Origin of the sequence: Sphingomonas mali NBRC 15500 (genome assembly GCF_001598415.1) — a bacterium.
Classification (GTDB): domain Bacteria; phylum Pseudomonadota; class Alphaproteobacteria; order Sphingomonadales; family Sphingomonadaceae; genus Sphingomonas; species Sphingomonas mali.
The window spans coordinates 16,815-28,591 of sequence record NZ_BCYX01000047.1 but is presented as its reverse complement, the minus strand read 5'-3'; the positions used below and the strand labels follow the sequence as shown (position 1 = coordinate 28,591).

The following is an 11,777-nucleotide window of genomic DNA, read 5'->3' as shown; positions in this document are numbered from 1 at the left end:
GGGGGGGGGGGGGGGGGGGGGGGGGGGGCTCTCCAAATCTACGACATCCCGAGGGGCCCGCCCCCTCCACCAAGCCGCTGCGCGTCTTGGTCCCCCTCCCCGTCCCGGGGAGGAATGACCGTTACTTCAACGTCATCTTGTCGCCGCTGATCGCCACGCTGTCGAGCCGACGCAGATAGTTCTGGCCGAGCAGCGAGATAGTCAGCCCGTCCAGTACCACGGCATGGATGCCGCTGACGCGCTTGCCGTCGAGCACGACGTCTTCGAGCTCGACTTCCTGTCCCCGGATATCGCCCGACGCGCCGGTGCCGACGACGTCGAACCGGCCGGGATCGAACTTCACCCCGGCCCGCCGCGCATCGTCCTGGGTCAGCGCCACCTCGGTGGCACCGGTATCGACGACGAACTTGATCGGCTCGCCATTGACGTCAGCCACGGTGAAGAAATGGCCGTTATCCGCGCGATCGAGCACGGTCGGCTGCGGCTGGTCGGCGGGTGCCGCGGCGGCTGGCGGAGCGGCGGCGATCGGCGCGCGCTTCGCCCCCGGCAGAGCCAGGCCGATCGCGATTCCAATGATGGTCACGACGAGCAGCGCATATTTCATGGCTGATCTTCTACCGCGCGGCGATTGCGGCTTGGCTAATAGTGATGCCTAAGAATAGCTTACCGCCGTGCCAGCCACCAGCCGAGCAGCGCCAGTGCCGGCGGTCCGAACACGCCCGGGAAATCGCGCCAGAAGATCGCGACGCCGCAAATGCCGGTGATCACCTCGTACAGGTGGACCAGGGCATGGAGGCTCAGCCACAATGCCCCCGCCAGCACCGCCAGCCGCCGCACACGCAGGTCGAGCACCGCCCAACCGAGCAGCAGCCCGCAGGCGAGATACGCAGCCCCGATGTCGCGAACGAAATGCTGGTTGAACGGGCCGGTGAACACCACTGTCGGCAGCGCGCGATACCAGAGCAGCGGCTGGGCGAGCATGTACGCGCCAAAGCCGATCGCGAAGATCGCCACGATACCGACCAGCAATTGCGCCAGGCGAAAACGTCCGTCGGTCATTTCCCCCTCCCCTCGCCCTAACGGGCGAAATAGCGGTAGATCTTGTCCTCGCTGCGCGTCGAGGCCTCGTGCCAGCGCGGCGCGTCCTTGAGGTTGAGCGGCTTGCCCGTGGCGTCGAGCATCAGCACGGTCGGCGTTCCCTTGATCCCGTCGAGCCCGAAGCGGCGCGCGAGGTCGAGATTGCGATCCTTCTGCCCGACATCGATCCAGACGATTTCGTAACGCGGCGCCAGCATCGCGGCAAAGCGCGGACTGGCGAACCAGCCGGCGAGTGCGCGGCTGTCGTGGCACCAGTTCGCGCCGAACACGAGGATCACGCGATGGCCATTGGCCTTGGCGCGCACCATCGCATCGGCGACGTCGTGCCCGGCACGATCGGGATCGCCGAAGGGGCGTGCCTCGGGGTGACCTGGTGCCGCGGCTGGTGCCGCAACGTCCGCCGTCACGGGCTGCACGGTGAGCGCGATAGCCGCCGCGACAAGCCCGAGCGCGAACTTCACGCCGCTTTCGCCTCGTCGGCGGCGTCGATCTCGGCCGCCTTGGCCTCGACCAGCTTGACGATATGCTCGATCATGTCGGCGTCCTGGACATGGTGATCGGTCACGCCCGACAGATAGACCATGTGCTTGCCATTTCCGCCGCCGGTAATGCCGATATCGGTTTCGCGCGCTTCGCCGGGCCCGTTCACGACGCAGCCGAGCACCGACAGCGACATCGGCGTGCGGATATGCTGGAGCCGTTCCTCCAGCGCCTGGACGGTGCGGATGACGTCGAAGCCCTGGCGCGCGCAGCTCGGGCACGACACGACCCGGACGCCGCGATTGCGGATGCCCAGCGCCTTCAGGATCTCGAACCCGACGCGCACTTCATCCTCCGGCTCGGCCGAAAGCGAAACGCGGATCGTGTCACCAATTCCGTACCAGAGCAGGCTGCCGATCCCGATCGCCGACTTGACCGTGCCACCGACGAACCCGCCGGCCTCGGTGATACCGAGATGGAGCGGGCAATCGACGGCCTCGGCGAGCTGCTGGTAGGCGGCGACGGCAAGGAACAGGTCGCTTGCCTTCACCGCGACCTTGAATTCGTGGAAATCGCGGTCCTGGAGCAATTTGATGTGATCGAGCGCGCTTTCGACCAACGCGTCCGGGCACGGCTCGCCATATTTTTCGAGCAGGTCGCGTTCGAGGCTGCCGGCGTTGACGCCGATGCGGATCGCGCAACCGTTGGCCTTGGCCGCAGCGACCACTTCGTTCACCCGCTCGGCCGAGCCGATATTGCCCGGATTGATACGCAAGCACGCCGCGCCGGCATCGGCCGCCTCGAGCGCGCGCTTATAGTGGAAATGGATGTCGGCGACGATCGGCACGCGCGCCGCCCGGACGATCTGCTTGAGCGCCGCGGTCGACTCGACGTCGGGGCACGACACGCGAATGATATCGACACCGGCATCCTCGCAGCGTCGGATCTGGTCGATCGTCGCCCGTGGGTCGCTGGTCGGCGTATTGGTCATCGTCTGGACGGTGACTGGCGCATCGCCCCCGATAGGGACGTTACCGACCATGATCTGACGGCTCTTGCGGCGCGTGATGTCGCGCCAGGGACGGACTGACATTCGAAATCCTCTTGGGTCGCCCGCCATATAGCGTTGCCGGCGCGCGAAACCTAGCGCCCTGGCAAGGATCGGCATTCAAACCTGAGCGGGAGCGGCTATTCCCGTCCGTTCCAGCCGGAGGAAGGCGGCAACGCACTCACCACTGCAATTCCCGCCCTTCGCCGAGTATCCGCCGTTCTTCCGGCAAGATCATGATTCCGGACGACAAAGCGCCGATAACACCCATTTTGAGCAACCGAGGTTTCACCCGTGATAACCTTTTGGTCAGGGCCGGTCCGCTATTTGACCCGAGACAAATCGGACACGAACGGCGTCAATGACTCCCCAGCGACGACATTATGGCCTGGACTGGCTCAGGATCGGCGCCTTCGGCCTGCTGATCGTGTACCATGTCGCCATGGTCTTCTCGACCTGGGATTGGGTGATCAAATCGCCGATCACGTATCATGAACTGACCGCGCCGATGGCGTTGCTGACGCCGTGGCGGCTGCCGCTGCTGTTCGCGGTGTCGGGTTATGCCAGCCGCAAGCTGTTCGCCAAGTCGGGCGACGTCCGCGCCTTTACCGACTCGCGCAACCGCCGACTGCTGATTCCCTGGGGATTCGCGATGGTCGCGCTGATCCCGCCCGAAATGTGGGTGAGGGCGCGCGAACAGGGCTATCCGGGCAGCCTGCTCCATTTCTGGCTGACGGACTATTGGAGCGTCACCCCGGTCTATGGCCATGGTTTCCCGAGCTGGGAACATCTGTGGTTCGTAGCCTATCTATGGGCCTATACTATGGTGCTCGCGGCACTTTTGCTCGTGCCCGGCTGGAGTGCCGAACGGCTGACCCGCGCCACCGACCGCCTGGCGTCGGGTACCCGGTTGCTCTGGGCGCCGATCGTCGTGCTGGTCCTGCTCAAGCTGTCGGTCATGTTCGTACTTCCCGAAAAGCAGGGATTGTTCACCGACTGGAACGCGCATTTCGCCTATTTCCCGATCTTCCTGTTCGGCTTCGCGCTGGCGGGCGACAGCAAATTGTGGCCGACGATCGCGCGGCTGCAATGGCCGGCGGCGGCGGTCGCGCTGGTCGCCGGAGTGACCGTGGTTTGCATCGAGCTCGCCTATGAAGGGCACAATGTCCCGCCGCACGCCATCATGATGCTCGACCGCGCGGCGCGGCTGGCGATGGCGTGGAGCATGATGCTGGTGCTGTTCCAGCTGGCGACCCGCTTCCTCGATCACGATCACAAATGGCGCGCCACATTGGCCGAAGCGGTATTTCCGCTCTATATCGCCCACCATCCCGCGATCATTCTGCTCGCCTGGTACACTCTGCCGCTGAACCTCAACCCGTTCGTCGAGTTCGCGCTGATCCTGGCCGGCACCTTTTCGTTCGCGGTCAGCTTCTACCTGATCGGCCGTGAGGTCGACTGGCTGCGGCCGCTGATCGGCCTGAGCCCGCGGTCAGTCCGCCGGACGGTAGCGCCTGCTTCCGCGTAACGTCGCGCCCGACGCCGTTTCGACCGTGAAGTCACCCGATTTGTCGGTTTCGATGCGACGGATCGCGGCGCGCCGCACCAGCCGGCCGCGATGGATACGCAGGAAGGCATCGCCCAGTTCGGCCTCCACCGCCGCCAGCGTGGCGCGATGCAATAGCGTGCGCGGTCCCCAAACGATCTCCACGTAATTGCCCGCCGAGGCGATCGATTCGATCTCTTCGAGCGGTATCAGGTGCGTGACCGCGCCGTCGGCCACGGCCAGCGTCCTGGGCGGCGCGCTGGTGCTTGGCGGCGTCGCCGCGCGCGTAATCAGCCACTGCCCAATTGCGGCGACGATGACGAACTGGAGATAAGTCGCGAAATCCTTGCGGAATTCGTAGAGCAAGCGATCGTCGATGATACCGAAGAAGTGATAGGGCCCCTGCCCCACGGCATCGTAATAGATCCTCCGCAACACGACCATCACGGCGATATGCCACCCCGAGGCAATCAGGCTGCCGACCACGAAAGCGGCGACGATCAGCGGCCATGAGAAACGCGGCGGCCGGAAGGTCGCGACACCGATCCACAGCAGCGGGTAGATGCTGAGCCACGCGAGCATGCTGGTCCATTCCCACGACCAGATCAGATCTGGCCGGATATGCGCGCCCGACGCCTGGAGATCGGCGACCGAGGATTCGGCGTTGGCGATCATGATGACGACGATGATCAGGAGGAATCCCGCGGCGAAGCCGAGCGCCAGCTTGCGCTGCGTTCCGTTCATCCCGCGCCACCCGCCACTCGTCCCAGCCACTTGTGCGATCGTCCCCGTGAAGCCGCCTTCCGACCCTCTCCGATACCGGTCCCGGCGGGCCCCGACTAGCCGTCACCGCATCGCAAGGAATGGAGGCGAGCAATGGAACGGCATTACGGAATGGACTGGCTGCGGATCGGAGCGTTCGCTCTCCTGATCTTCTATCATATCGGCATGGTCTTCGTGCCCTGGGGCTTTCACATCAAGACCGCGCAGCCGATGGACTGGGTCGAGATCCCGATGCTGCTGACCAATCCCTGGCGGCTGACCCTGCTGTTCGTGGTATCGGGTTATGCCAGCCGCGCCTTGTGGTCGAAATCGCCCAGCATCCGCCGCTTCCTGGGCAATCGCAGTTCGCGGCTGCTGATCCCGCTCGTGTTCGGCATGGCCGTGGTCGTCCCGCCGCAGACCTGGGTCGAGTTGGTCGGCAAGCATGGCTATGGTCAGAGCTATCTCTGGTTCCTCACCCACGATTATTTCCGCTTCAGCAAGCTCGACGGGATCGTCATGCCGACCTGGAACCATCTGTGGTTCGTCGTCTATCTCTGGGTCTACACGCTCGCGCTGATGCTCCTGATGCTGGTTCCCGGCGCGGGCAAGCTGCAGGCCATGTTCGACCGCGTGTTCGGCGGCAGCCGCGCGGTTTGGGTGCCGGTCATGTTCCTGCTGGTCACGCAATATTGGCTGTTCCACCGCGACGACGACACCCACGAGCTGTTCAACGACGGCCTGGCGCATCTGCAATATTTTCCCGCTTTCCTGTTCGGTTTCGGCCTGGCGGGATCGCGCGTGGTGATGGACGGGTTGTCGCGCTGGTGGGCGGCGTCGGCGGCGGTCGCGATCGGCTGCTACGCGGTAATCGCCGGACTGCTGGTCGCCTATCCCGATTTCAGTTTCCCGACGCACAACGTGACGATCGTCTTCCGGTTGGCGCGCGAGATCGACACCTGGGTCGCCATCGCCGCGCTGATCGGGATCGCCGAGCGTTTCCTCAATCGCGACCATCAATGGCGCACCACGCTCGCCGAGGCGACCTTCCCCTTCTACATCATCCATCAGACCGTGATCATCCTGGTCGAATTCTGGGTGAAGCCGCTCGGCATTGGCGCGGCCGGCGAATTCCTCATCCTGGTGCCGGCGACGATCGCGGGATGCAGGGCCTTCTACCTGATCGGCCGCGAGGTGAACGTGCTGCGTCCGCTAATCGGCCTCAAGGCGCGGGCGAAGGCCGCAAGACGGGCCGCCTCGGCCGACTGGATGGAGACGGTTCGCGCTCGGCCCGACGTCGCCTGAGCCCCTTCCGACCGTCTAAGGGGAACTACTGAGGGCGCGATGGGTAGTCATCGCGCCCTTAATCGTTACATGGACTGGCATGGCTCGACATTACGGCATGGACTGGCTTCGCGTGGGCGCCTTTGCCCTGCTGATCCTTTATCATACCGCGATGGTGTTCACGCCCTGGGGTTTCCACGTGAAGACCGCCCAGCCGGTCGAGTGGCTTTCGGTCCTGATGTTGCTGACCAACCCGTGGCGGCTGACCCTGTTGTTCGTCGTTTCAGGCTATGCCAGCCGCGCGCTGCTCGCCAAGTCGGGCGGCATCGCCAAGTTCATGTCGAGCCGGTCGAACCGCCTGCTCATTCCGCTCGCCTTCGGCGTCACCGTGATGGTGCCGCCGCAAAGCTGGGTCGAGCTCGTAACCCAGCATGGCTATGCCCAGGGTTTCGGGACATTCCTGACTCAGGATTATTTCCGCTTCCAGGCGATTGACGGCGTGTTCCTGCCGACCTGGAACCATTTGTGGTTCGTCGGCTATCTGTGGACCTATACCGCGGCTTTGTCGCTGCTGCTCCTGATCCCGCGGCCGGCCCGACTACAATCATGGTTCGACGCGGCGTTCGGCGGCTGGCGCGCGCTGGTGCTCCCGGTCGTCTATCTGGTGCTGAGCCAGGTCGTCATCTTCCACCGCTGGACCGACACTCAGGACCTGATCAACGACGGCGTCGCGCACCTCGCCTATTTCCCGGCTTTCCTGTTCGGTTTCGGCCTCGCGCGGTCGCCCGTCGTGCTCGCCGCGTTCGTGCGCTGGTGGAAGCCGGCGGCGTTGATCGCGGTGCTCAGCTACGCATTCGGTGCTGGCGTGGAGATCGCCTATCCCGGCGACCTGGTCCCGCCGCAATGGCTGGGCGACCAGATGATGGTCGCGCACCAGATCCAATGCTGGGCTGCGGTCGCGGCGCTGATCGGGATCGCCGAGCGTTTCTGGAATCGCGACGGCGCATGGCGCCCGACGCTGACCGAGGCGGTGTTCCCTTTCTACCTGATCCATCAGACGATCATCGTCGTGGTCGAATATTGGCTGCGACCGCTGGGGATCGGCGCGCTCGGCGAATTCCTCATCCTGGTGCCGGCGACGATCGCGGGATGCTGGGCTTTTTATCTGATCGGGCGCGAAGTGAACTGGCTGCGGCCGTTGATCGGATTGCGGCGGCGCCCTGCCAAGGCTACCGCTCACCGCCATGACGACAAGCCCGATACCCTGGTCGCTGGTGATCCATGGCGGCGCCGGCGCGATCGAGCGCAGCCAGACCCGGCCTGAGACCGATAGCGGCGTTCGTGCCGCGCTGAATGCCGCGCTCGATGCGGGCGGCACGATCCTCTCAGCGGGCGGTGCATCGCTCGACGCAGTCGAGGCAGCGGTTCGTGTGCTCGAGGACGACCCTCATTTCAACGCCGGGCGCGGCTCCGCCTTCACGTTCGAGGGCAATAACGAGCTCGACGCCGCGATCATGGACGGCGCGACCCTGCGCGCCGGGTCGGTCGCCGGCGTCACCGCGACCAGGAACCCGGTGACCCTGGCGCGCGCGGTGATGGAGCAAAGCGCGCACGTCCTGCTCGGCCGCGAGGGCGCCGACGCGTTCAGCCGCGAACATGGGCTCGACCAGGCCGACGCCGAGTGGTTCGCGACGCCCGAACGGCGCCGCCAGCTCGACGAATTGCTGTCGAACGGCGGCAAGTTCGACGTCGACATGAAATACGGCACGGTCGGCGCGGTGGCGGTCGACCAGGCCGGGCATATCGCCGCGGCGACCTCGACCGGCGGTGTCACCGGCAAGCGCTGGGGCAGGATCGGCGATTCCCCGCTGATCGGCGCTGGCACCTATGCCGATGATCGCGGCGCCGCGGTATCGTGCACCGGCGCGGGCGAATTCTTCATCCGCGAAAGCGTCGCCTTTCAGATCAACGCGCGCGTTCGCTTCCTGGGCGAGAGCCTACGGGTGGCGGCCGATACGGTGATGGCCGAGGTGAAGGCGCTGGGCGGCACCGGCGGCGTGATCGTCACCGCGACCGACGGCGGCATGGCATGGAGCTTCACCACCGCCAGTATGTATCGCGGATGTGCGGCGTCGGACGGCAACCGCAAGGTCGCGTTATATGAGGATGAGGGCTGACCCTCCGTAACCGTCATACCGGGCTTGTCCCGGCATCCAACGTGCAGCAACGGCCGAATTCCGTTGTTGGACCCCGGAACAAGTCCGAGGTGACGACAGGACCCCGCGCAAATGATTGTTCCAAAACGATTGGAACCCACCCCCGCCCCGGCGTAAGGCAACGCCCATGAAGCGCCTTCTTCCCGTCGCCGCCGCGCTGGCAGCGCTCGTCCTCGCCTCCCCCGCCAATGCCTATTGGGAATATGGCCATCAGACGATCGCGCAGATCGCCTGGGCCAACATCACGCCCAAGGCGCGGCTCGAAATCAAGCGGCTGCTGCGCCAGCAGGCGCTGCTCGGCACGCCGCAATGCAAAGCCGGGACGCTGGACGATGCCGCGATCTGGGCGGATTGCATCAAGGGGATCAAGGACGAGAACGGCAAGCAGAAGTTCGGTTACACCAGCGCCTGGCACTATCAGGACGTCAACATCTGCTCGCCGTTCGATGTCGAGAGCGTATGCAAGGACGGCGATTGCGTCTCGGCGCAGATCGTCCGCGATGTAAAACTGCTCAAGGATCGCCGCACCCCGACCAAGCAGCGCGTCGAGGTGCTCGTCTTCCTGATCCATTTCGTCGGCGATCTCCACCAGCCGCTCCACGCCGGTGAGAAAGGCGACAAAGGCGGCAACGACGTGAAGGCAGACTACGGCACTTATGCCGCCAGCCGGCTCAATCTCCATTCGATCTGGGACGGCTATCTCGCCGAGCGCGCGATCTCGACCGGCCCGAGCCTGGTTCGCCGCTATTCGCTCGCCGATCGCAAGCGGGTCGCCGCGGGCAACGTCCTCGACTGGAGCCGCGAAAGCTGGGCGGTCGCGCGCGACGTGACCTACAAGACCGCGATCGGCGGCGACCCCTGCGGGCCGACCCCGACACGGGTAAAGCTCGACAATGCGACAATCGCATCTTTGGTGCCGACGGTGCGGTTGGAAGTCGAACGCGGCGGGCTGCGGCTGGCGAAGTTGCTCGACCAGGCGCTCGGCTGATCGCTACTTCCTGACGAACGCCGCGATCGTGTCGGTCACGACCGGGGCGATCGCCAAATCGGCATTGCCGTAGGTCGCGGCGTTTGCCGCCCGGTCATCGCCGTCCACCGGCTTGAGCACGTGATTGACCCCGGGCAGGAGTTTGAGCGTCGCCGCCGGCTGACCGCGCTTGAGCAGCTCGGCGTCGGTTACGGCGACCTGCAGATCCTTGTCGCCCTGGACGATCAGCACCGGCAACCTGACCGCAGCGACCAGTTTAGCGGGATCGTAGGAGAAGGCCTCGATCAGGAACCCCTGAACATTGTCGCGAAACAAAGGCTGGAGCGGTGGAGGCAAAGTCCCGCCATCCACTTTCTTGCCCGCTTCGAGCTGGTCGATCGCCGCCTCGCCCGCCGCGAGCAATGGTGCGTTGGCGGGATTGGCGCGGAGCTGCGCGCGGATGACTTCGCCATAAGGGCGGCCGGCGCCCGACACGAGGATGACGCCGCATATACCGCTGGGATTCTGCGCGGCCTTGAGCGCGACAAGCGATCCCTCGCTATGCCCGAGCAGCCAGACGCACGACCGTCCGGTTTTCGCGCGGAGCATGTCGACCCAGGCGTGCGCGTCGGCGGCATAGGCCGCGATGGTGACGTCATTGGGGTCGGCGACCGCGGCCTTGCTGCCGAACAAGCCGCGCTTGTCGATGCGCAACGTCGCCACCCCTTTCGCCGCCAGCCCCTCGGCCAGCTGGCGATAGACGCCGCCCTTCACACCGAGCGAATTGTTCCCGTCGCGATCGGTCGGCCCCGACCCGGGGATGATGAGGATCGCAGGTGCATTCTTGCCGGGATCGAGCAACGTCCCCGCGAGCGCTCCCTGTGGCCCGGAAATGGTGACCTCGACACCCGCAGGTGAAGCGGCGGTCGCAAGCAAAGCGGCGACGGCAAGAGCGATCGGTTTCATCCTATTCTTCTCCCCTCCAGCGCCATTTCCATCCGCCCCGCGTGTGTTGCGCGCACAGCACCATGAAGGCAAAGGTCAGCGGCACGATAACGCCGATCGCGATCGCCGGATGGCGCGGCACCAACGTTCCCGCGGCGACGATCACAGTCAGCGAATAGCCGATCGTCAGCACCCACCCCTGCCAGGTGATCGGCAGGCCGGCGCCGTAGCCGAGCTTCTTCGGCGCGAACCAGTCGCCGTCGCTCATTCCTCATCTCCCTGCTTCGGCGGCCGCCCACGCCTGGCGCGGACCGGATCCGCCAGCTTCACGCCACGCCGCGCGAGAGCCTCGCGCAACAGGCATTCGACCTGAGCGTTGACGCTCCTGAGGTCGCTCGCCGCCGCGCGCTCGATCGCCGCGTAGAGCGCGGGATCGAGGCGCAGCGGAAACGCCTTTTTGGGAGGAGCGCCCATCGTACCGCCTTACTGATAGAGCGAACCCGCATTGACGACCGGCTGGGTGTCGCGCTCGCCGCACAGGACGACCATCAGGTTCGACACCATCGCCGCGCGGCGCTCATCATCCAATTCGACCACGCCCTTCTTGCTCAATTGATCGAGCGCCATCTCGACCATGCCGACCGCGCCTTCGACCAGGGTCTGCCGTGCGGCGACCACCGCCTGGGCCTGCTGGCGGCGAAGCATCGCACCGGCGATCTCCTGGGCATAGGCAAGGTGGGTGAAGCCGCATTCGTCGACGGTGATCCCGGCCATGACCAGCCGCGCGATCAGTTCCTGGCGAAGTTCGACACCCACTTGATCGTGATTGCCGCGCAACGTCACTTCCTGATGGGCGAAATCGTCATAGGGGTAACGCGACCCGATCGTGCGCACCGCGGCTTCGATCTGGACCATCACGAACGCCTTGTAATCGTTGACGTCGAACAACGCCTGGGCGGTATCGGTCACCCGCCATACCACTTGCGCCGCGATCTCGATCGGGTTGCCGCGCAGGTCGTTGACCTTGATCTTGTCGGAAATGATGTTGTTGGCGCGGACCGAGATTTTCTTGCGGCCGAGCCAGGGCAGCAGCCAGCGCAGCCCGGTCTTGCGGTCGGTGCCCTGATAGCTGCCGAACAGGGTGACGGCCACCGCCTGGTTCGGCTGGAGCATGTAGAAGCCGCACAGCACGAAGGCGAAGACGATCGTCCCGCCGACGATCAGCGATGCGCCGAGCGCCGGATCGGTATCCACCGTCGACCCGCCATAAATCGCCGTCGCGAGCGCGATCAGCAGCACGAGCAGCATCAGATAACCGCTCGACGTCGCCGCCGGACGCTCGCGCGACAAGGTCAACCCGATACCATTCACATTCGCATCCGAGGCCTGAATAGCCATGGGACCCTCCCGTTAAAGATGATATCATATTTA

Annotated in this window: 14 protein-coding genes; 5 read left to right on the top strand and 9 right to left on the bottom strand. The window is 65.2% G+C overall.

Annotation, left to right across the window (positions count from 1 at the left end; translation table 11 throughout):
• Positions 1-121: 121 nt before the first annotated feature.
• Genes SMA01S_RS20800 through ispG form a run of 4 tightly spaced genes read right to left on the bottom strand, consistent with a single transcriptional unit; the run spans position 122 to position 2,671 of the window.
• Positions 122-604, bottom strand: coding sequence for a retropepsin-like aspartic protease family protein (locus tag SMA01S_RS20800; protein WP_066826931.1), 483 nt, complete (start codon positions 602-604; stop codon positions 122-124).
• A 59-nt stretch (positions 605-663) separates the two neighbouring features.
• Complete coding sequence (locus SMA01S_RS20795) at positions 664-1,059, bottom strand: DUF4345 family protein (protein WP_066826929.1); 396 nt, start codon at positions 1,057-1,059, stop codon at positions 664-666.
• Between the two features lie 17 nt (positions 1,060-1,076).
• Positions 1,077-1,559 (bottom strand): thioredoxin family protein, encoded by a 483-nt coding sequence (locus tag SMA01S_RS20790; RefSeq protein WP_066826927.1) that lies wholly within the window; start codon positions 1,557-1,559, stop codon positions 1,077-1,079.
• A complete protein-coding gene (gene ispG / locus SMA01S_RS20785) occupies positions 1,556-2,671 on the bottom strand; it encodes a flavodoxin-dependent (E)-4-hydroxy-3-methylbut-2-enyl-diphosphate synthase (protein ID WP_066826925.1) in 1,116 nt (371 codons plus the stop codon). The genes SMA01S_RS20790 and ispG overlap by 4 nt, the downstream gene beginning before the upstream one ends.
• 316 nt (positions 2,672-2,987) lie before the next feature.
• On the opposite strand from ispG, the gene SMA01S_RS20780 reads away from it, so the two are divergent.
• Complete coding sequence (locus SMA01S_RS20780) at positions 2,988-4,154, top strand: acyltransferase family protein (RefSeq protein WP_066826922.1); 1,167 nt, start codon at positions 2,988-2,990, stop codon at positions 4,152-4,154.
• Here the strand turns inward: SMA01S_RS20780 and SMA01S_RS20775 are convergent.
• Positions 4,119-4,916, bottom strand: coding sequence for a LytTR family DNA-binding domain-containing protein (locus SMA01S_RS20775; RefSeq protein ID WP_066826920.1), 798 nt, complete (start codon positions 4,914-4,916; stop codon positions 4,119-4,121). The two genes, SMA01S_RS20780 and SMA01S_RS20775, sit on opposite strands and share 36 nt — an antisense overlap.
• 132 nt (positions 4,917-5,048) lie before the next feature.
• Here SMA01S_RS20775 and SMA01S_RS20770 point away from each other — a divergent pair, with 132 nt between their 5' ends.
• From SMA01S_RS20770 to SMA01S_RS20755, 4 genes are all read left to right on the top strand, one after another.
• Positions 5,049-6,239: an acyltransferase family protein gene (locus SMA01S_RS20770; RefSeq protein WP_066826918.1), complete on the top strand. Its 1,191-nt coding sequence runs from the start codon at positions 5,049-5,051 to the stop codon at positions 6,237-6,239.
• 79 nt (positions 6,240-6,318) lie between these two features.
• Complete coding sequence (locus SMA01S_RS20765; RefSeq protein WP_084250485.1) at positions 6,319-7,542, top strand: acyltransferase family protein; 1,224 nt, start codon at positions 6,319-6,321, stop codon at positions 7,540-7,542.
• Positions 7,463-8,395, top strand: coding sequence for an isoaspartyl peptidase/L-asparaginase family protein (locus SMA01S_RS20760; protein ID WP_174543174.1), 933 nt, complete (start codon positions 7,463-7,465; stop codon positions 8,393-8,395). Before SMA01S_RS20765 ends, SMA01S_RS20760 begins: the two co-directional genes overlap by 80 nt.
• A 166-nt stretch (positions 8,396-8,561) precedes the next feature.
• Positions 8,562-9,422 carry a S1/P1 nuclease gene (locus SMA01S_RS20755; protein ID WP_066826916.1) on the top strand — a complete coding sequence of 287 codons (861 nt, stop codon included), beginning with the start codon at positions 8,562-8,564 and terminating at the stop codon, positions 9,420-9,422.
• Between the two features lie 3 nt (positions 9,423-9,425).
• On the opposite strand, the gene SMA01S_RS20750 is transcribed toward SMA01S_RS20755, so the two are convergent.
• Genes SMA01S_RS20750 through SMA01S_RS20735 form a run of 4 tightly spaced genes read right to left on the bottom strand, consistent with a single transcriptional unit; the run spans position 9,426 to position 11,744 of the window.
• Positions 9,426-10,367: an alpha/beta hydrolase gene (locus SMA01S_RS20750; protein ID WP_066826914.1), complete on the bottom strand. Its 942-nt coding sequence runs from the start codon at positions 10,365-10,367 to the stop codon at positions 9,426-9,428.
• A gap of 1 nt (position 10,368) precedes the next feature.
• Positions 10,369-10,614, bottom strand: coding sequence for a hypothetical protein (locus SMA01S_RS20745; protein WP_066826912.1), 246 nt, complete (start codon positions 10,612-10,614; stop codon positions 10,369-10,371).
• Positions 10,611-10,820: a type II toxin-antitoxin system antitoxin gene (locus SMA01S_RS20740; protein ID WP_066826911.1), complete on the bottom strand. Its 210-nt coding sequence runs from the start codon at positions 10,818-10,820 to the stop codon at positions 10,611-10,613. Before SMA01S_RS20740 ends, SMA01S_RS20745 begins: the two co-directional genes overlap by 4 nt.
• A 9-nt stretch (positions 10,821-10,829) precedes the next feature.
• Positions 10,830-11,744, bottom strand: coding sequence for an SPFH domain-containing protein (locus tag SMA01S_RS20735; RefSeq protein WP_066826909.1), 915 nt, complete (start codon positions 11,742-11,744; stop codon positions 10,830-10,832).
• Between the last annotated feature and the right edge of the window lie 33 nt (positions 11,745-11,777).